This is a genomic window from Macellibacteroides sp. (genome assembly GCF_050251695.1).
Classification (GTDB): Bacteria; Bacteroidota; Bacteroidia; order Bacteroidales; family Tannerellaceae; genus Macellibacteroides; species Macellibacteroides fermentans.
Map to the genome: position 1 here is coordinate 16510 of NZ_JBFWMI010000013.1, position 22212 is coordinate 38721.

At 38.8% G+C, this 22212-nt stretch carries 13 protein-coding genes; 1 reads left to right on the top strand and 12 read right to left on the bottom strand.

Annotated features, from left to right (window positions below):
- Positions 1-89 precede the first annotated feature (89 nt).
- The 7 genes from AB7E53_RS03590 to AB7E53_RS03620 form a co-directional block, all read right to left on the bottom strand.
- Positions 90-2816, bottom strand: coding sequence for a substrate-binding domain-containing protein (locus AB7E53_RS03590; protein ID WP_446774208.1), 2727 nt, complete (start codon positions 2814-2816; stop codon positions 90-92).
- 217 nt (positions 2817-3033) lie between these two features.
- Positions 3034-3771, bottom strand: coding sequence for a 3-keto-disaccharide hydrolase (locus AB7E53_RS03595; RefSeq protein ID WP_068186295.1), 738 nt, complete (start codon positions 3769-3771; stop codon positions 3034-3036).
- A 207-nt stretch (positions 3772-3978) separates the two neighbouring features.
- A complete protein-coding gene (locus AB7E53_RS03600) occupies positions 3979-4854 on the bottom strand; it encodes a 3-keto-disaccharide hydrolase (RefSeq protein ID WP_068186297.1) in 876 nt (291 codons plus the stop codon).
- A gap of 100 nt (positions 4855-4954) precedes the next feature.
- Entirely contained in the window at positions 4955-7267 is a 2313-nt protein-coding gene (locus AB7E53_RS03605; RefSeq protein WP_446774210.1) for a GH92 family glycosyl hydrolase, read from the bottom strand.
- A gap of 95 nt (positions 7268-7362) precedes the next feature.
- A complete protein-coding gene (locus AB7E53_RS03610; protein ID WP_321623682.1) occupies positions 7363-8847 on the bottom strand; it encodes a RagB/SusD family nutrient uptake outer membrane protein in 1485 nt (494 codons plus the stop codon).
- 26 nt (positions 8848-8873) lie between these two features.
- On the bottom strand, positions 8874-12269 hold the full coding sequence (locus AB7E53_RS03615; protein WP_421468607.1) for a TonB-dependent receptor: 3396 nt from the start codon (positions 12267-12269) through the stop codon (positions 8874-8876).
- Positions 12270-12493: 224 nt separating this feature from the next.
- Positions 12494-13504 carry a FecR family protein gene (locus AB7E53_RS03620; RefSeq protein ID WP_421468606.1) on the bottom strand — a complete coding sequence of 337 codons (1011 nt, stop codon included), beginning with the start codon at positions 13502-13504 and terminating at the stop codon, positions 12494-12496.
- Positions 13505-13643: 139 nt separating this feature from the next.
- Here AB7E53_RS03620 and AB7E53_RS03625 point away from each other — a divergent pair, with 139 nt between their 5' ends.
- On the top strand, positions 13644-14204 hold the full coding sequence (locus AB7E53_RS03625) for an RNA polymerase sigma-70 factor (RefSeq protein ID WP_421468602.1): 561 nt from the start codon (positions 13644-13646) through the stop codon (positions 14202-14204).
- A gap of 20 nt (positions 14205-14224) precedes the next feature.
- On the opposite strand, the gene AB7E53_RS03630 is transcribed toward AB7E53_RS03625, so the two are convergent.
- The 5 genes from AB7E53_RS03630 to AB7E53_RS03650 form a co-directional block, all read right to left on the bottom strand.
- The gene (locus AB7E53_RS03630; protein WP_421468601.1) at positions 14225-14776 is read right to left on the bottom strand and encodes an RNA polymerase sigma-70 factor; all 552 of its coding nucleotides are present in this window, start codon (positions 14774-14776) and stop codon (positions 14225-14227) included.
- Positions 14777-14940: 164 nt separating this feature from the next.
- Positions 14941-15942, bottom strand: coding sequence for a metallophosphoesterase family protein (locus AB7E53_RS03635; RefSeq protein WP_421469243.1), 1002 nt, complete (start codon positions 15940-15942; stop codon positions 14941-14943).
- A 17-nt stretch (positions 15943-15959) separates the two neighbouring features.
- On the bottom strand, positions 15960-17519 hold the full coding sequence (locus tag AB7E53_RS03640; RefSeq protein ID WP_446774212.1) for a SusD/RagB family nutrient-binding outer membrane lipoprotein: 1560 nt from the start codon (positions 17517-17519) through the stop codon (positions 15960-15962).
- A 17-nt stretch (positions 17520-17536) separates the two neighbouring features.
- The gene (locus AB7E53_RS03645) at positions 17537-20875 is read right to left on the bottom strand and encodes a SusC/RagA family TonB-linked outer membrane protein (RefSeq protein ID WP_446774214.1); all 3339 of its coding nucleotides are present in this window, start codon (positions 20873-20875) and stop codon (positions 17537-17539) included.
- A gap of 148 nt (positions 20876-21023) precedes the next feature.
- The gene (locus tag AB7E53_RS03650) at positions 21024-22055 is read right to left on the bottom strand and encodes a FecR family protein (RefSeq protein WP_446774216.1); all 1032 of its coding nucleotides are present in this window, start codon (positions 22053-22055) and stop codon (positions 21024-21026) included.
- Positions 22056-22212: the final 157 nt, after the last annotated feature.

Consider the following 22212-nt stretch of genomic DNA (forward strand, 5'->3'; position numbering starts at 1 on the left):
CAAAATAATTACATAAAAGAACTAGTTAGTTTGATTTATAACAATCGAAACAGATTTGAATCATTTGTGCTAGCAATATATTGACGCTGCTACTCTTGCGATACGTACTCTGTGGGTGTCATATTAAAAACAGACTTAAAACATTTGGCAAAATAGGCTGGTGATGAAAAGCCGGTTCGATAGGCTACTTCACTTACGGAATATCTTTTCTGATTAAGCAATGTAGTTGCCTTACTTAATCGGTAATTCCGAAGATAGTCGACAGGAGACAAGCCCGAGATCTCCTTCACCTTACGGTAGAGCTGTACCCGGGAAATTCTTAATTCCTCACTGATTTTCTCTACGTTAAGTTCCGTATTTTCGTATGAAACATCCAGTAAGTCTACAAACTTTCTCATAAACAGCTCATCCAGGCTCTCTATTTTAGCCTCTGTTTCAATAATTGGAATACCTCCTGCCTGCATGGTCTGCATAAACCGCTTCTGCAATCGCTTTCTCTCTTCCAATAAGCGTATTATTTTTACTTTCACAAAGTCAATATTAAATGGCTTTTGTATGTAGTCGTCCGCTCCTTCTGATACTCCGTATATACGCTGACTGTCATCCATAAGCGCAGTAAGTAAAATAACCGGAATATGGGATAAATCGGGATCCGATTTAATACGCCTGCAAAGCTCAAACCCATTCATTTCGGGCATCAGGACATCACTTAAAACAAGCGACACATTTTCTGATTCAAGAATTGCGAGTGCTTCAGTCCCATTTCCAGCCTTTAACGTGGTAAAATTGGGCGCAAATTCCGATTGAATATAAGCTTGAATATCCGGATCGTCTTCAACTACCAATATAGTGAAGTTGTATTTTTTAGTTAATAGATCGTCTGATACCTCCACATTCATTGAAGTGGGTACAAGATCTATTCTATCCTCCGGATTTACAAGCGGGAAACAGTCGGGTAAATGATCTCTCCCTTTTAGTAACTCCAGAGTAAAAAGCGTGTCGACATTGGGGACACTCTCCACCAGAATTTGTCCCTGATGCATATTCACAAATTCCTGGGTAAGATGCAGGCCTATTCCTGCACCAACTCCAGATGACACAGATCCGGTATAAAACCGGTCAAATATCTTATCAATTTCATTATTCTCAATTCCTACCCCATTGTCTCGAACGACAATGTAAATTCTATCAGAACCATCTTTAATTTGAACACTTATTTTCCCTCCTACAGCTGTAAATTTAAATGCATTAGACAAAAGGTTGGTCAGAACCTTTTCCATCTTATCCTGATCAATCCATATTTTACAAGTCGGGATCTCGGAAACAAACTCGTAGCAGATCTGTTTAGACTTGGCCAGATCTTCAAAAAGAGACATCACGTTTTCTGTAAAGGCGACTATATCAACCTGACTGATCGTCAATCCCATTTTATTATTCTCAATCTTCCGGAAATCCAGCAGTTGATTGATCACCCTCATCAGCCGGTCGGCATTCTTCTTCATCAGTTTCAGATCAGAAAGCAACGGAGATTCGGGTGTTAATTTGATCCATTTCTCTAAAGGTCCCACGATCAAAGTAAGCGGAGTACGTACTTCGTGTGATACATTGGTGAAGAACTGTAATTTTTGGGATGTAACCTGTTCAATCTTTTCATTCAGACAGATTAGTTTTTGCTGTTGTTCTTCCGATTCTTTGTTTTTAATATGTAATTGCTTATTCTTTTTGTTAATCTTCCGGTTTATATAAAATATATAAATTGCAAAAAACAGCAACAAAGCAAGCAGAGACAATATCAGAAATAAAGAGTGACGCAACATACTAAACTTTTGAAATAACATATCAATATTCCTTTTTTGCTGCTCAATCCTGTTCTGATAGTTGATTAGCTGATCAGATTGCAAAAGCAACGTTCGTGCCGTATTTTTCTCGACAACAGCCGTATTCAAGATATATTTCTTATCCGTTTGTTCCTTATTCAGGATTTTCATTGCAACACGAATCACCTGATCGCCCCCGGATGGATACAAAAAGGATGCGTTAAGTAACCCGTTTGCAACTGCTTCAAGTCCGGCTCCTTTCCCAAATGCAGCATCAACACCCAAAAATATAATTTTAGAAACCAACGCCGAATCACGTTCAGAGATGGCCTCTCTTGCCCCAAGCGCCATTACATCATTGTGTGCATAAACCAAATCTATATCATTGAAATCTTCTAATTGAGATACTTCCTTTTTTGCTATTTCCCTGCGCCAGTTACCTACTACCGTTTTGATATTTACATTTTTCTTTTTGAGACCATTTATAAATCCCAGGTGTCGTTCTTGTGCAGGAGAAGACAGTTTGGTACCCCAGACTTCGGCTATTGTTGCATTTTCAGGAAGAAATGCACTTGCATATTCGCCTGCTATCCGGCCAATTTCGTAACTATCACCTCCAACATAAGCCGTATATTCTTCGGAACCAATCTTTCTGTCAACAATGATTGTTGGAATTCCCTTCCTGTAGGCTTCAACCGCAATGGGAGTTATTGAATCGGACTGATTTGGCGAAATGATAAGTACATCTACCTTCTGATCTATGAATTGTTGAATCTGTTTTATTTGTGTTTCATTGCTTTCTTTGGCATCTGCAATTACAATCCGTATATTGTCGTAATTGGATGCCTCGATATTCATCTCCAACATCATGGCCTGTCTCCAAACATCATCCATCATACATTGCGAAAAGGCTATAACATATGGCTCTTCTTTCTCAACTCCTGAACAAGAAGATAAGAACAGGTAAAATACGAGCAGATAGGCAACCGGATTTTTCATAATTCTGAGGAAAGATTTAGTACAAATATAAAAAAAAGATACATACTGTACCACAGTAAGTATCAAAATAACAAACAGGTGTGCAAAAATAGGTACGAGCTCATATATTGAATAAGATATTTGATTCAAACTTGCCTACAGATGATACAAGAAAAAGGGATGAATCAGCAATTGATTCATCCCCAGGTTCTCAAGATCTTAGTAAACCTATTTTATTTTATAACTCACGTATTTTGATGTTACGGAAACTTACTGGCCATCCATGATCTTGCAGACCAATAAATCCTTCTTTAGAAATGCCTTCGGTAAATCCGGGGAAAGATTTAAACTTACTGTTCTGTACCAGATTATCCCATTCACTGGTCCACAAAGTATATTCTACCACCTTCTTACCATTTTGTGTATGAGTTACCTTTCCGTTTTCAACACGGATAACAATGGTATTCCACTGACCTGCAGGGTTCACCGTAGCAGGATCGGCTGGCAACATATCATACAATGAACCGGCAAGATGGCTGTCTATCTTATTATCAGTAGCATCCACGTTGTCTAACACCTGTACTTCGGGAGCAGCATAGTAAATAGGTTTTCCCGGAACTTCGCGAACATTGTAGAATATCCCTGAATTAGCCATCTTACCTGCATTCCAGTCTATCGACAGTTCAAAATTTTTGAATTTCTTGTTTCCGAAAAGAATATCTCCTCCCGCACCATTTCCTGGTTTGGATCCTTCGGCAGTAAATACCTTCATGGCACCATCTTCGATTGTCCAGTTTTTCGGCATTGCCGTACCATTACATTGTCTCCATCCGGAAAAATCTTTTCCGTTAAATAAAAGAACCCAACCTGCTTTTTTTTCTTTGGAGGTTAACTTGTTGGCCTTTTGAGCATGCACCATTGTGGATGCCGAAGCGATAGCCAGCACCATAAACACATAAAACAACTTTAATTTCATCTCTTTTAAGATATTAGATAATTAACACTAATGAATTAAGAACTGAGAACACTAATAAATTTAAAAAACACTTACAAACCCTGTTGCAATGATATTGCCAACGAGCAAAAAGATTTCAAATAGATTAATAAGGCACACAAAGATATACCGAAACAGATAGAATGAATCCATTTCGGTATATTAGATTGATTGAATTAAACTTTTTTATCAAAAGAGGGAAATATACTCCGAAGGAAGAGCTTCGATCTTTTTAATCTGAATCTCCTTATAGAATACTTCGGCTGCTTCGCTTTGCAACTGAATCCGGCCTTTGGTAAGGGGTTTAAGTTCGTTTCCTTCCTTGTAAACCGAACCCGACAAGGCCATAACCACATGTCCATTCACCAGATGGATACTTTTATCCCCGAAGCAAATCAGCTCGATTGTGTTCCAATCGCCTGCAATCTCATGGTCTTCGCTAAACTGAACAAAACCACTTCGTTTACCGTCAACTCCCATATATGTGTCTATCCCTTTCGGATCATAGTTGGCCTTTTCGTTGTTGGCATCCGGATCGCGCATTTTGATATTCGCTCCGGTATCGGCAATGCGCCAGTAATCACCGAAGCCCCCTTCCATCACCTGAAACTCGTGCGATTCCATCCACGAACGCCAATAATCTACGCCACACTCGCCGTGCGAATGATACAACAGCCCCGAATCCATTGGCTCATTAAGTCTGGGAACCCACTTTTTAGTTCCGAACTTAACCTTCATCCGAAGATGATAATTTTCGAAAGACTGTTTTGTATAAACACATCCATAAATCTCGCCGCTGATTCTTAACACGGGTACACCATCCTGTTCGGCAACCGAAAAGACATTCTTCACATTCTTATTATAGCCGATAGGTTGAACCGGATTACCAGCTTCATCCAACGGCTGACTTCCATTGTAATCGGGTTTATGCTCATAACTCAGATACATTTCCCATTGAGAAAGGTCTTTATCCATCAGGGAAGTCCATTCATCCTTCGCAGTACAGGAGACCAGGCAGTTCAACAAAATACAAGCAATCGCAGTTTTCAAGATACTCACATTCATAATTAAATAATAAAATGGTTACTAGTGGTTCAAAATTTCCTCACACCAAATATAACTTAATTTTAATAACCAAATCTATTGCCATAGAAAAAAACACAAACTAACGGCTTAAGGAATAGGGACGCGAATTCTGCTCAACTGCCCAGGCTTTATTAGGTTTATTTCCCATTATCAAAACCAACGTCTTTCCTTCCAATAAATCACGGTGGTTTATGTAGCTTTTATTATAAGGCATTCCATCTAAAGTAGCCGACTGTATAAAACAGTTTTCATCACTGTTATTTAGGGCAATAATAGTAAAACTATTTCCATTCTCAAGATGAAAAGTTGCTCTATCAAATATCGGACTTCCAAGCACATATTGAGGTACTCCGGGACAAACAGGATAAAATCCGGCAGAAGCAAACAGATACCATGCTGACATCTGACCTGCATCTTCGTTCCCGCACAAACCTCCGGGACCAGTTGCATATTCCTCGCGAATAATTTTCCTGGTATATTTTTGTGTCATCCAGGGAGCTCCAGCATAATTAAACAAAAATGGGATTTGATGACCCGGTTCATTTCCATGCCAATAGTAGTCCTCTGTGAACATTGAATCAAGTCGAGCTAAATAATTCTCCTCACCACCCATCAGGTTAATTAGTCCCTCTTGATCATGTGGAACATACCAGGTATAATGCATTGGTGTTCCTTCTGTTATATAAAAAGCTTTAAGATTTGGATAGAAAGGATTAATAAAACTTCCATCTGCTCTACGACCACGTGCCCAAGCTGTTTCTGGATCAATCACATTTTTATAATTGTTTGATCGTCGTTTTAAAGCGTCAGATTCCGGTTTATTTAGAAGTTTTGCAACTTGATAAAGAACAAAATCATCATAAGCATATTCTAACGTTCTTGAAACCTGTTCCTGTTTATGAAAAGCATCCCAGACCGAATCTTCCATTGGAATATAATTAAATTTTAAATAAGAAAGTAATGCGCGCCGTCCCATACCGTCTTTATATTCATCCGGATTTACTATTTCCGACGATTCAAAAGCATTTTTTCGCATTGCTTCATAGGCTGTTTCTACGTCAAAATTATCTATTCCTTTCATTAATAAATCACCAAGAAAAGCTGTTACATGGTCGCCAATCATTGCCGAAGTATAGCTATTCCAGAGTGGGAAAATAGGTAACCAACCTCCTGACTTGTATTTTTGGACCATAGAACTTGCCCAATCAGCAGTTAATGAAGGATTGATTATAGAATTCATCGGCAACGTTGCACGATATATATCCCACATTGAAAATTCACAATAATAATCATGATCTGTAGTATGTGCGATTTTTCCTGTTGAGAATTCTGGATATTTTCCATCCACATCATTAAATATCCTAGGAGCCAGCGAATTGTGATAGAGTGCTGTATAAAAGATCGTTTTATCGGTTATACTTTCTGTTTCTACAACTATTTTCGAAAGTTCTTTCTCCCATATAGCTGCTGATTGTGCCCGGACCATATCAAAATCCTTTTGATTAATCTCTGCACTCAAATTATTTCTTGCGCCATCCATTGAAGTGAAAGAAGTTCCGATTTTTACGATTAATTGCTCGTTCTCTTTCATCAAAAAGGAAACATATGCCCCACAGTTCCGTTGGTCCGATATCATTTTCTGACTTTCAAACAAATTACTGTTGTTAAACGTACCGAACGTTTTAAATGGCTTTGATGTTTTAATAACAAAAAAAACACTAAAGCCAGCAAATTTCCCTGATCCCTGATATATACGATGAACAGGGTTGAAGCCTCTAATTTCCTGCGCTACTGGGTCAATTTCGACAAACCCTTTTGACTCATCACTATTTGGTTGAATTACTAAATGGCCAATACCCTCAGTCTTATAGGTAAACCTAAATATACCGCTTCGCTGTAATCCGGTCAATTCAGCAAAAATATTGTAGCGTTCCAGATTAACTGAGTAATAGTCCGGAGAAGCTTTTTCTAATTGATGACTAAATAAGGAACCTCTGTATTCGGATGTCGGGACAAAAGACAGAGGTCCACATAATGGCATCAAAGTAACACTGCCATAATCTTGCGTGCAAGAGCCGTTTAACCATCTCCCAGCCCTAAAACCCTGCAGAATTGAATCCTCAAAATAGTATGGCGATAAGCATTTCCGCTCGGATGCACGCGTTTGAGGGGAAAAATGTGTCATCCCATGAGGCACACCAATCGCTGGGTTTGTATTCGCTAGTAATTCAGTTCCTTCACCATGGGCAATGGCACTTACTGTTGAGCTTGGAGCCGTTCCAATCAGAGGATCTACATAATCAATCAATTTAAATAACATAGATTGAGCTGTACAAATTCCTGCAGATAAAAGAATTCCTAAAATCGAAGTCAATAAAAACCTGCTTTTCATTTTTAAATATTGATATAGATTAAGAATCTGTTTAAATAAATATCCGGCCTAGTGACCGGATATTTATTTATGTAATTATCATTCCTCTCGAAACATTATTTAGGCTCTATCCGATACTCATTCTGTGTAATAACCGGATTAATATCTATCTGTTTCTGTGGTACAGGACATATAAGATTAGTTGCATTTAATTTGTAACCCTTGGCTGTCATAACCTCTACAGCTCGGTCTGTCCTAATTAAATCAAACCATCTGTGGCCTTCAAACGCAAGCTCTACCCGTCTTTCCTGTTCAACTTTTAAAAGGAATAAATCCTTATTTGTTGTATTAATATCTACAGGTGAAACCTCGTTGCTCTGATATCCGAAACCTCTACGGCGAACTTTATTTAAATAGGTACATGCATCAGCGGTCTTACCATTTTGATTTAAAGCCTCTGAGTACATCAACAAGACATCCGCAAAACGTATTACTGGGAAATTGTTATTTGAATCTCCATCTTTATAGGGGGTATCAAAGTATTTTTTAATGTATTTTGACTCTACCCAAGCTCCGTTTTTACGTGCATCATAATATCCGGAAGCAACAGAAAATCCTTTGCGCAAATCACCTGGTTCATAAGAGTTAATCATATCATCGCCTGGTAAGTTGTTCCCTCCGGTAGAACCCAAAGGAACAACATTTGTTCCAGAATTCTCTGGAGCGAATGTATTTGGGAAATTACTTCCTTCACCAAATCCACCCTTTTTGAATTGAACATCAAAAACTGACTCAGAATTATTATGATTATTCGCATTAAATACTGCAGCATATCCATTTATATTTAATGATCCTGAGGTGTTTTCAAGAAGACTGTATCTATTACTTGTAATAACCTCAGCCAGTTTTGTTTCGGCATCTTTATAATTTTTCATCGTCAAATAAACCTTTCCTAGCAGAGCTTTTGCAGCACCTGAGGTTGCTCTACCTTTATTTACATCTTCCGAATAAGATGCTGGAAGTGATTCTGCTTCAGAAAGATCTGCAATAATCTGACTGTACACTTTATCTTTGGACTCCCTCAAAATCGCATAAGAATCACTAATGCTTATTTCATTTAACACAAGAGGTACATCTCCAAACACACGAACCAGATTAAAGTAAAGTAATCCACGTAAGAATTTGCATTCCAACTTATAACGGTCTCCAACTGATTTATCAATTTTAATTCCGTCAATTCTATTTAAGACCGTATTAATCCTATTTATTGCCATATAACTTGAATTCCAAAAATTAGCAATATACGGGTTTGTAGATCTTATATAATATTTATCAAACTCGTCTTGATCCGTAACCGATCCAGAAAGTTGATTACTCGTATTATCTGACGGAATTTCAGAAAGCACATACCAATTTCCATAAAGATTACCTTCCTGAAGAGATGAATAAGCTCCATTAACTGCAGATTCAAACTGTTCCGGAGTTTTAAAATAGTCATCCACACTTAACTGGGTTTTAGGCTTAAGATCCAAGAAATCTTCTGAGCATGAAGAAATAAGCAACCCGGTACATAGTAATAATGTTAAATATACTGTCTTCATAATTATCTTATTTAATATCCACTAAATTAAAATGTTACGTTCATACCTACTGTATATGTACGTGCCAAAGGGTACATCCCATAGTCGGTTCCAGGTGCAAGTACACTATCTTCTCTATGGCTTGTTTCCGGATTAAATCCGCTGTAATCGCTGAATGTTGCCAAATTCTGAACAGAGAGGTAAAAACGTGCATTTTGTACATTCCAGGCATTTATAAGAATCTTTGGCAATGTATATCCAAGTGTCAGGTTGTTGATCCGGATAAATGACCCATCTTCAACCCATCGGCTCGATACAGCATTGTTCTGTCCGGTTGTAGAAGAATTCGCTCTTGGCGTCCATCCATCACCTGGATTTTCTTCGGATTGCCATCTGTTAAGCACAGACCTCATCTGATTCTGATTTCCCTCCATTTGGGTATAGAAACGTTTCCCCAAATGAAGCACTTCGCTACCATGTACTCCCTGCAACATTATATTCAAATCAAAATTCTTATAGGTAAATGAATTAGACATCCCCCACGTAAAGTCAGGCATATTATTCCCAATAATAGTTCTATCATTTGCATCAATTGTGCCGTCTTTATTTATATCCTCAAATTTTACATCGCCAACATGTGAATTAGAGGTATGCGGATTATTATCCAGATCAGCCTTATTCATATAAATACCAATCATTTTATATCCGTAAAAGCTTCCAATAGGTTCTCCGATCATTGTTATATGAGTAGTTCCAGCACCACCATCACTTTGAATTGGATCCCCGGAAGGGCCTAATGCAACCACTTTATTTCTATTTAATGACAGATTAAAATTGGTGTTCCATGTAAAGTCCTTACCAGAAATATTTCTTGACATAATTGAAAATTCCAATCCTTTATTATCTAGTTTACCAATATTTCTCCACGCATTGGTAAATCCCGTAATAGATGGAACGTCAACTTGAAGGAGTAAATCGGTTGTCTTTCTCATGTAAGCATCAACTGTGAATGTTAATCTGCTATCCAACACAGATAATTCCATTCCAAGGTCGTATTGCTTGGTTTTCTCCCAAGTAAGATCGGCGTTTGAAATACTGGATTGAGCAGCTCCGGAAACAACATTTCCACTTCCCGACCCAAACACATAGTTCTGCGTACTCATAGTTCCGATAGAGCCATAATTAGGAATACTGTTGTTACCGGTTAAACCAAAGCTGGCACGCACTTTCAAATCACTTATAAATGATATATCTTTCATAAAATCTTCTTGCGAAATTCTCCACGCTACAGAGCCTGAAGGAAAATATCCGTAACGGGTATTTTTACCAAAGCGTGAAGATCCGTCTGCACGAATTGAAGCCGTGAGATAGTAACGATTGTTGTATCTGTAATTTACACGCGCCAGATACGATAGAAGAGACCATTCATTTGTGTCTGTAGATCCACTCTTTACTTTCGCATTGTTAATTGTTTGAATAATGTCATCTGGAAAGTCAGATCCTTCTGCATATGTCTGATTGTAAATATTTTTCTGCACGGTGAAACCTGCAACAGCATCAATTTCATGAATTTTATTGAATGACGCAAAATAGCTCAACGTGTTTTCATTCAACCAATTCACTACTTCAACACTTGAAGATGTAGCTTTTCTGTCTGTTGAAGGAAGTGGAGCAACAGCTCCATTCTTGGGAACAGTTGACGGACGGAAATAACGACTTCTATATTCCATAATATCGGAGCCGATAGTGCTTTTAAATTTCAAGTTTTTTAGTAAAGAAATTTCCGCATACATATTAGCAAACAGACGAAGATTTGTATTTTTATTTACAATATCGGTAGCCGACGCAACAGCATTTGGAACCCCGGTTAATCCATCTCCAGCTACTGCATATTCAGATTGGGATGCCCACGTTCCGTCCGAATTATATACGGGAACAATCGAAGAGGTAGCTAATGCTGAATTCACAACTCCATCACTCGCCCAATGTCCTTGAGTAATTGTATTTGAATTCATATAGGTAGGTGCGATATTAATTCCAATCTTAAACCATTTAGTAAGATCGCTATCAATTTTGGCTCTGGCCGAATAACGTTCGTAATCACTTCCGATTATAATACCATCCTGACTAAAATAGCCTCCAGAAAACATGTACTTTGATTTTTCATCACCTCCTGTAACAGTTAATTGATAATTTTGGATCGGAGCTGATCTGAAAATTTCATCCTGCCAATCTGTTCCGTTTCCAATAGCAGCCATTGCTGCAGCATCATCATAAATAGCTGGATACTTATAGCGATTACCTGCAGGACGCATGCTTAAAGGATCTGTAGCCTTTGCCCCCGAGACTCTATCAACGTAATTATTATTAAAAGCCTCCTTACTAAATTCCGCAAATTCCTGGGCATTCATTAAGTCCATTTTCTTGGTAACCTCCTGTGTTCCGTAATAGGCATCTAGCGAAATATTAACCTTACCTGATTTTCCCGATTTTGTAGTAACCAAAACAACTCCATTTGCAGCTCTGGATCCATAGATTGCAGATGCCGATGCATCCTTTAATACCTCTATGGACTCAATGTCGTTCGGGTTAATAGAATTTAGATTTTGCTCACCTAACGGATATCCATCTACCACATATAATGGGGAACTTGAGGCTGAGATCGAACCTGAACCACGTACCCGGATAGTTGAGGCTTGCCCAGGCGCTCCGGCTACCTGTTGAACCTGAACCCCCGCCATTTGTCCAGCCATCGCCTGAGTAGGATGTGAGACTTTTAAATCTTTTAGTGTTCCTGCCGATAACTGAGATACAGCCCCTGTTAAATCTTTTTTCTTAACAATTCCATATCCAATTACGACGACCTCTTCAATAGCTTGCGAATCTTCTACTAATTTTATTATAAGCGAAGTTTCATTGCTAGTTACTATTTGTTGGGTTAAATAACCGATGTAAGATATTTTTATTGTAGCACCTTCCGGACATTCAAGAGCAAATGCTCCATCCATATCGGTAATCGTTCCGTTTGAAGTATTCAGAATAGAAACATTGGCTCCGATAATTGGTTCTCCTTTCAGGTCTACCACCTTACCTCCTATTCGTCGGGTTTGCTGCCGTTCGGGAGTATTGCTATTATCTAGGCGAGCTTTACTAAGTATAATTTTATTATTAATTACTGTATAAACTACATCCGAACCAGAGAACAATTGATTAAGAATATCAAAAATATTCTTATTTTTCACATCAACAGTTACTTTTCTGGTAGTATTAACTAGTTTACTGTCATATATAAATGAAAAATCACTCTGACTTTCTACAGCATCTAATACGGCTCCAATAGGTTGATTGTGAGCACTCAAAGATATTTCGGTAACCTGGGCATACGAGCTTTCGGCCATAACAAAACCAATACTGATGAAAAAGAATAATATACTTAATCTCATGACTAATGGTATTTTATTGAAAATAAATAGCATTTTACTTCCAACAGATTTTAAGGTTGCATTAATTTCCATAAATTTGTGTGATTTATTAATAAAAAAATGATTTTAAAGCTGCGTCAACAGCTTAGTGACTTTTTTATACGGAGGGGTGCGTCAACAGCCTTCCGTTTTTTTTGATTTTCTTTATATCATAGGCTCATAATGTATTAAATAGGTTAGCAACTTTATTTATATATTTCTACGACACTCTTTTCAATTATTATTCCATCACGTATTTGAGGTTTTTTTATTTCATATTTAATACCACTAGCAATTTTTAAATACTCCATCAACTGTGGCAACTGTTCGTAATCAAATTTACCAGTAATTACGGAGCTCATTACCCGCTGATCTTTGACCACAAAACGAACGTTATAGTGTCTTCCAAGAATTTTAAGAACATCCTCCATTGTGTGGTTTTTGAAAATTATACTACCATCTTTCCACGCGGTATCGTATTCCGTATTCACTTTAATAACCTTGAGGTCGCAGCTTCGTTTATCATAAATTGTTTTTTCACCCGGTTTAACTTTTTGACTATTATTACCTGCAAATAATTCTATTGATCCCGAAACCAAAGTGGTCTCAACATAATTATCATCCTTATACGCCGAGACATTAAATTCTGTTCCATATACTTTTACAGAATAGTTTCCTTCTGTTTTAACAATAAAAGGCTTGTCGGGATTCTTTACCACATCAAAAAATCCCTGGCCTTCCAAATTCACAGTCCTGTTTTCATCATTAAATCGGGTTGGGTAGCTAAGTCGGCTACCAGAATTCAACCAAACTTTTGTACCATCAGGTAGTTTGAAAGATGAAACCATTCCTGCGTTGGTTACAACATCTACTATTTGTACAGAATTTTCAGCCGGTTTGAGAAAAAGATATGCTGATAATAGAAAAAGAGGTATACATAAAAAAGCAGCAACCCGCTGAATCATGCTTATGTGGTTACGGAACACATTAAATTTGGATTTATTACGTAGCTTATTTTTAAATCCAGATAACGCTTCTTCCGGATTTACTGAATTCATCACCTCCATCCTATCTTTTACACATAAAATAAAATAGATTTGATCCAGTCGTTTCTCATTTTCCGGGGATTGTTTATACCATTCTTCAATCATGAGATTTTCCTCATGAGTAAGCATTCCAAGTACATACTCAACTAATTTCGCTTCTTCCACTACCATATTCAATTTACCATCTATAACTAATACAGCTCAGAAATAAGATATACTAAACTATAAACCTGTTTTTTTTCATAAATTTTACAAATCTATCGATTAACAAAAAAAAACAGTATGTTTGTACTTCAGAACATGAGGACTGATGGACAATAAAGACCTTTTAAATGAAAACGAAGTCGTTAAACAGCTTCGATCCGGAAACGAAAATGCATTCAACATCATCTATAAGGATTATTACCGTGGATTATGCGCTTTCGCGAGCCAATATGTTCCTACATCCGAATGCGAAGAAATAGTACAAGATACCATGATGTGGCTTTGGGAAAACAGGACAACACTAATTCCTGAAATCCCATTAAAAGGGCTCTTGTTTACCATTGTCAAGAATAAATGTCTTAATTCTGTATCTCATGCCCAGGTATGCTACAAAGTACATAGTTCCATAAGTAAAAAATTTGAAGAACAGTTTGAAGATCCTGATTTTTACGTTTGTAACGAACTAATGGAGTTATATAATAAAGCCGTAAAAGATTTACCTAAGGAGTATAGAGAAGCTTTTGAAATGAATAGATTTAAAGATATGACCTACAACGAGATTGCATCTAAAATGGGTATTTCTCCTAAAACTATCGCCTATCGTATATCGCAGGCAATCCGGCTAATCAGAATACAGTTGACCGACTTTCTGCCCTTCTTCTTTTAAAATATTTTCGAAGATTACAATTACAACATCTTGGCAAAAAGTAATATAAGTAAAATTGCAAGGACGGCTTTTTGTAACAGCTTCAGGGCATGGTAAATATGTGTTTCTACCGTACGGACGGAAATATTGCATTGCAGGGCAATCTCTGCATTCTTTTTCTCTTCAAAGTAGTATAAAGTAAATACCTCTCGGCATTTAGGAGGCAGTTCTTCAATTGCTTTGTGCAATGATTTTAGCTGTTCATCCTTTATCAGAATATCATCCATAGTACAAAACTGCAGCTCTTCTATTTTCAATTCGGCGGATGCCCTATTGATATATTCATGATGTATTACTTCGTGCCTCAGGTAATTTAAACAGGAATTCTGCACAGACCGATACAGATAACTTCGGATGCTTTCGTCGATAATGGTAAAAGATTTCAGCTCCCATAATTTAAGAAAGACATCCTGGATTATATCTTGAGCTGCATCATGTCCTACAAATCTCCTGGCAAAGGAAATCAATGCAGGTGCATACTTTTCGTATAATCTGCGAAACTGATCTATACTATGTTTGTCGTTCTCATTCACCGTAATTGACTGCTTGAGCGTATTACTCCGTAAAAGTATTTCAATTCATTCATATTATAACAATAAACAGAAAACAAAGAGGTCCTTTCTCAAATTAAATCGCATTATTTAATTGGAAAAGAACCTCTTTTATATAGCGTATCCAATGGAACTCAACTAAATCCTCAATCTTTCTTAACAGGCTTGATTAATTTACTTAGTTGGATGTTCTGCATTATCTCACCACTACGCAGGCGAATCCAAGAGGTAAAGTCTCGTGTATTCTCTTTAAGCACAATAACACGGGCACCGTTACCCTCGGGAAGATTGTTATACTCCGTATTACCTCCGCTAAACCGGCCGTATCCCAGAGCTATCCCTTTCCAATCTGCAACAAAGTCATTATCGTGGTCATGCCCCACAAATACACCCATCACATCTCCGGCAGTCAGCATAGCTGTAAACAGCCCCGTATTCAACTCCGGAGCACAGGGCTTTTCGAAACGATAACCCACCAAATGCGAATTTTCGCTGGAAGCTGCCTGATTATATTCGGGCAGAGGAATATGGAAGAACGCCAATGCAGGTAAGGGTTTTCCCTCATTCGCATCAGTAAAGCGTTTACTAGCATCTATATACCACTGAATCTGTGCCGGCTTTATCCAATCGTATCCTTTTACCTGCGGAAGAGCGGAGTAGGCATGCGAGTCCATAAAATAAAGGACAGCAGAGGCTTGGTTGCCGCTGTTTGGCAGAATAGTAAGAATATAATTAGACTCTCCCGGAATACCATCGGTTTTCTTTCCTAAACACCCGGGCATTTGTTCTACAACCGACTGCAAGACGGCTCTCGACAAATCTTGTTCGTCGTCGTGATTTCCCCAAACAACCGCAAAAGGAAGCTTACGGTCAACTACCGGCTTCAACACACGAGTCAGCCCCTCTTTGGCAGGCTTGGAATATACCAGGTCGCCTGTAAAAACTACCAAATCCGGCTTTTCAAGGTCCAGCACCTTATTGATACATTCCAATGCGGCAGCAGATACAGTTTCTTTTTCAACCGAGTAATGTAAATCTGTAAACTGAACAATTTTAAAACTACCCTGCTTATTGAAGCGCAGCGTTGGTTGTTGAGCTGTTAACTGAAGTGCAAAACAAGTCAGCAGTAAGATAAAGATTCCTTTCATTTTCATTGTTTAAACGTTTAATCCTTTAAAATCCACATCAATTCGTTTTCAGTATCGACTCCGTTGTACTGACTATCCACCGCCTTCTTCAGGTTTTCAGTGTTATAGTTATACTCATCCTGCGGATACATCCATCTTACCGGCATTTTGTCCGATGGATCGTTTCTGTTGGATTGCGGGTTGATTGTAAATCTAGGTATCCCCGTTCTTCTGTATTCGAAGTATCCGCTGAAAGGAGTCTGCAAGAACGTGGCAAGATATTTCTGAGTAATTATCTGAGCAATCTGCGCACTTGCATTTGTTGCAAAGGTAACCTTTTCCCCATTAATATAACTCGAAATATACTGGTCTGTAATTTTCATTCCATGATGATAATCGTAGCTATCGGGAGTATGGTCTGCTGTAAACCGCATAGCTGCACGAATACCCTGTTCATAATATGACTTTGCGTTCCCGGCAAGAAGTCCCCGAACCACGGCTTCTGACAATATAAAGTTCATTTCGGCAAAGCTAAGCTTGAATGTAGGTTCGCCTTCCGGCAGTTCACTGTAACGCAAATTGAGCTGAGATACATTCTTGGTCTCCACGGCAGATTGAATTTCGGAGAAAGTAAGCGTAGGATCTACACCGTTGTAGGCATTCCAGTCGGTTGGTTCAAGTCCTGAATCTACCGATTTCACTGTTGGCTTGGCATAATAGAACAATCGTCTGTCACCCAACACCTTCAATGTATCGATTACAAAAGAAGATACCTGGTTGAACACAATAAAATTATTCCCTTCCTTGTAAAAAGGATATTTCTGTCCGGAGTTATCCGAATGCACCAACTGCAGATTATCATCGTTGGATGTAAAAATAGGTTTACCGGAAACTATCTTCTGGAATCTGTCGGCAACCTTCAGTTCCGCATCCGCACTCTTCTTGTACAAATTGATCAGAATTTTAAGCTGCAGCGCATTAACCGCTTTTCTCCATTTGGATACATCTCCGTCGTACACCGGATCGCCGTCAAAGTTTTCACCCGACTCAAAAAGCTGATCTGCCAGATCCAATTCATTCAGCAAACCCAGAAAAACACTTTTCTGCGAATCGTAGGCCGGATATTCGACACCCTCTTCTCCCTTCATCGACTCACTGTAGGGAATATCGCCCACGCGCATCGTAAGATCGAAGAATTTCCATACACGGATAAAATGGCCAAGTGCTGTATACGAATTCTTAGCCTTCTCGTTGGGAGCAAAGCCTATCATCTTCTCCACATTTCCAAGCATGGCCATATTTTCGAAACTATAATTGGAGAAGTCGTCTGTCCTACCCAATTTATTGAACAGGTAATCGATGTCATTTCCTTCGGTCCACGCCACATACTTGCTTAGCATATCATCCCTTAGGAAAGTCTTGGTGGTTCCATCCTCCTGCATAATTCCGAGTATCAGGTTCGTTGCCAACATACCCGAAGTAACTTTTGTCGACTTATCCGGATTGGTATTGAACTCCTCAAAGCTATCGCAGGCGGTAAGTCCCATACAAAGTGCCAGAATATATAATGCGATTCTATTTACTATATTTTTTTTCATGTCCTTAAATTTTAAAATTAGAATTCAAGTTTTAAGTTAAAACCTACATAGCGGACCGAGGGAGATGACAAGTCATCAGAAGCTTTGTCCGGATCGGCATATTTATACTCCTTTGTCCACAACAAAAGGTTTTGTCCAACCAAAGAAACTGAAGAAGAGGACAAGCCCAGTTTGGAAGAAAGCTTTTTAGGAATGTCATAACTTAACGAAAGTTCGCGGAGTTTGATGAATGTCTCATCAAAAATAAGTTGCGGGCCTTTTCTCCAGTAATCCTTAATATACGTTTCGTACGATACCACCTTCGTATTCTTTTCAAATACTCTGTAGTCTGATACAATCCTTCCGTATGCATCGTAGGTAACTGATCCTGAAGTTACGGTAACACCGTCTGCTACGAATGTCTTATTGTTGTTAACCACCTCTTCGTACCGCCATTTATTATCGGTATCCGGGTGAGCTCCCGTCTGCCACATTCTTCGGTTGGTTTCGGAAGATGAAAGTCCGCCTACACGTCCGTCAATACTGATTGACAGTACTACATTCTTGTATTTAAATGCATTGGTCCATCCCCATACCCAATCCGGATCGGCATAACCTATTTTCGATTTATAATCACTTAATTTGGGAACACCGTTAAACAGGATCATGTTACCTTGGGGGTCACGCTGAAAATCGTAACTTTCGTAAGCATCCAGACGGGCACCTTTGTACACCCATAGCTTGTCGGCACTGTACTGCTCATCAAGCTTGGCGTAGTACCGCCGGGAAGTTGACCAGTTAACAATTGAGTTCCATTTAAAATCTTTGTTCATAACCGGTACAAAATCCAGAACGACTTCGAAACCTCTTCTTTCGTACTCTTCGTCGTTGTTTATCAACAAGGTTTTAAAACCAGAAAGAGCCGAAATATTAACCTGAACCGTATTGTTGTAAGTCAGCTTTTTATAATAGCTGAAGTCGGCTTTCACCCGGTTATTCTTAAGCAGATTAAATGTGGTACCAATTTCGTAGGTACGGTTTGTGATAGGTTTCACACTTCCACGCAGGGTAGTTGGATAGTAAGCGGAGTTCATCCCATTCCATACAGCGTTATCAACAGCATAGGCTGTATTGATGGCATAAATATCCAGGTCGTTTTTCGAAACGGTCCACGAACCTCTCAATTTCCAGAAGTTCATCCAATCTGGTAAAGGCATTATTTCCGACATAAGTACGCTGGCTCCTACCGAGGGATAGAAATAGGAATTATCATCGGTTGGCAATGTAGAAGACCAGTCGTTTCGTCCGGTAAGGTCGAGGAAGAATGCGTTTCTGTAACCTACAGTCAGCTTTCCGAAAAGACTGTTCACCTGTTTCTTGCTGGTATAAACATCAATATTGGGACTCTCAACCGAGGCTTTTAACGAATAGAATCCGGGAATAGATAATCCGTTCTTTGTAGAAGCTTCCAGCGAATTTGTTTTGTAATAGTAAATTGATCCTCCCAACAAACCTTCGAAGGTAAATTTATCCAGACTCTTTTCGGCCGACAAGATGAAGTCATTGTTCATACTAAATGCATATGCATTCTTTTCCATATAGTATCCTTTATCTGTACCACCCCAGTTGCGGGTCGAATTAATTCCGAGAGGAGCCCGGCGTTGCGTCTGGTCATTGCTTACATCCATACCACTACGCACCAAGGCCTTTAACCAAGGAGTGATCTGATAATTGAGAGACAACATACCATTGGTGGTGTTGTTATCAATCGTGTTTCGCTTTTCGTAAGCCATTAAATAGGGGTTATCGTACCAGCCTTCATAATGCCAGTTCTGCTTTTCGTCGGGAGTAATCCAATAGTCCTTATACTGAGTTACATCGTATTCGGGGCCAGTCCAGACCAGAAGGTTATAAATGTAACCCTGGTTTCCATAACCTGTTCCTGCCGTATTAGGAGATATCATCTTATTGAATGCCAAAGTACCTTCTACCGAAACCTTATCACCCAGTTTCATCTCGCCGCCGATGCTATACTTGAATTGCTGAGATTTGGCATTCGGATACTGCCCTTTGTTGTGTACGTAAGAAAACGACGATCTTACACTTCCATTTTTTCCTGTTTGAGTTACGCTCACATTCGTATTGCTGATCATACTGAATTCGAGGAAATTCTTGAAATTATTACGCCCTTTGGAGGTAAGTTCGGATTCACGCATTTCTTTGGCTATCGGATCCCACTGCGGATAGATACGTCCGATATCGAGCTTGTCTCCCCAAACCTCATCGTCGGTATTGTATTTTCCGTTGTACCCGGCACTGTATGCAGTCTGAACCTCGGGCATGGCAAGTGTACCTACGTTAAACATGTTACTGGTATTAACCGTAACAGAGAAGCCCTCTTTTCCACCCTTTTTGGTAGTAACCATAATGGCTCCGCTTCCTCCTCTCGATCCATACAAAGCCGAAGCCGTTGCCCCCTTCAAGACATCAATACTCAAAATATCGTCCGAGTTTATTTCGCCCAGTGACATGTTTGTGGGAACACCGTCCAATACTAATATAGGATTCTCGCCACGAAGTTTCAGCGTAGGACTTTCCAAAAATTCAGTAGAGTTGTATACGGTTAAACCGGAAATACGTCCTGTAAGACTCGTTGCGACGTTGGCACCTTTTACCTTTTCAAATTCTCCTCCACTAACCTTCTGGGTTGCATATCCCAGAGCTTTTTCGGAACGCTTCATACCTAAGGCCGTTACCACAAGCTCGTCAATCTCTAAAGACGACTCCTGTAAAGTGATGCTAAAAGTACGACGTGTACCAATCTGAATCTCTTGATTAACATATCCAACATACGAGAAGATCAATACAGATTGCTCATTAGGAGCCTTAATGGAAAAATTACCGTCCATATCGGATACCACACCACTGGATGTTCCTTTTATCAAAACATTGGCACCGATGATTGCTTCGCCTTTGTTATCCACAATCTTACCGGTGATTACAATGTCTTTTACATCTGCACTTCCTTTTCTGGTAAGCACAATATGCTTTCCGTTTATCTTATATACCAGATTTGTTTTGGCAATTACCTCATTTAATACCTCGATAGCCGGTTTATTTTCGGCCTTAACATTCACCTTGATTGAATTATCTATATCTTCATTCTTATAAAGAAACATATAATCCGTCTGCTTCTCGATTTCAGACACAAAAGTCTGAATAGTACCATTTTGGATAGAAAGGGAAATGCTTTTGCTTTCTATTGAATCGGCTGCCATCCCCTTGCTTATTCCCAAGAACAAAAAAACTAGCGCAATGCCTGCAACTGTTAGACGGTTACTGTATTGCCGGCAGATCTTACTTACTGATTTTTGCATAAAATTATTTTTAATAGGTTAACAATGCCTCTTATTCATTCATTAAAGAATAAGAGAAACAGGTATTCGACTATTTAACTTCACTCCTTTGTATTAGGATACATCCTAATTATCACTTTATTTCCGGCGGTTGTTTCATAGGCTTTAATTATTGAATGGTAATTTTATCGTCGTTAATAACACATGAAAACTGTTTGTCGTAATTAATTATATCGATGACCTGGTCAATTGGCAAATTCAGTTCGAAGGTTCCTGTATACCTCACATCTTTTATCTTCGCATTTTCAATGGCAATATTAACCCCGTAAATCTTTTCCAGGCGTTGTAGAATAAGGGCAAGAGGCTCGTTGTTAAAATGATATATCTTGTTGACCCATGTTTTACTCAGGTCGATTTTTACAGAAGATAGTATTATTTTATCGGTGTTTTTATCTACAAAAGCCTGCTGATTGGGTTTCAGGTAATGCATTTCCTTATAGTTGCCATCCTTATCGATAGCCTGCATCTTCACACTTCCACTAACCAGGGTCGTTATGGCATAATCGTCCGAAGCATAATCCAGCACATTGAATGTGGTACCTAATACCTCTATACGCTGTTTCGATGTTTTAACTACAAAAGGGACCTTCGGGTTTTTAACCACATCAAAGAAAGCTTCGCCGTCCAGGTATACTTCACGAAGGGATGTACCGTATTTAGTGGAATAATTAAACTTTGACGAGGCATTTAACATAACCCTTGTTCCATCTGGCAATGTGATGTGACTCATCCGCGGTCCGGATTCGGTATCAATGGCTGTATAAACAACCGGTTTATAGGATTCAAGAAATGCCTGGACACCCAACGTAAGTCCGATACACAATATCACAACAGCAGCGTACTTCCCTATGGATAGCAACCATCGTTTACGGCTACCGACTGAATCGCGTTCTGCTTCACCTGCACTTTCGGATACGTTGCTAATTTTATGTGCAATCCTCTCCCAGCTTTCGTTTATGTATTCTGTCGTTGGATAAGTATCTGTAGTATTCAGGTCATGAACCTTCTTTATCTGAAAAAACATCTCTTTGTTGGCCGGGTCTTCGTTGAGCCAGGACATCAGCAACCTCATCTCATCTTCAGTAATGTTATTCTGGAGATACCGGACTATGATACGTTCTATGTTGTTATTTCTTTCCATACATACCTATATACAATCCACTCCTTAAAAGTACGTAGTCGAAACCGGCTCTTTATATTTCTTTAACATTTAAAGATGTAAATAAATAGTAACCATACATCAACGCATCTATAATATTCTTGAATTACATATTGTTGAAAACGGTGAACATAAAATA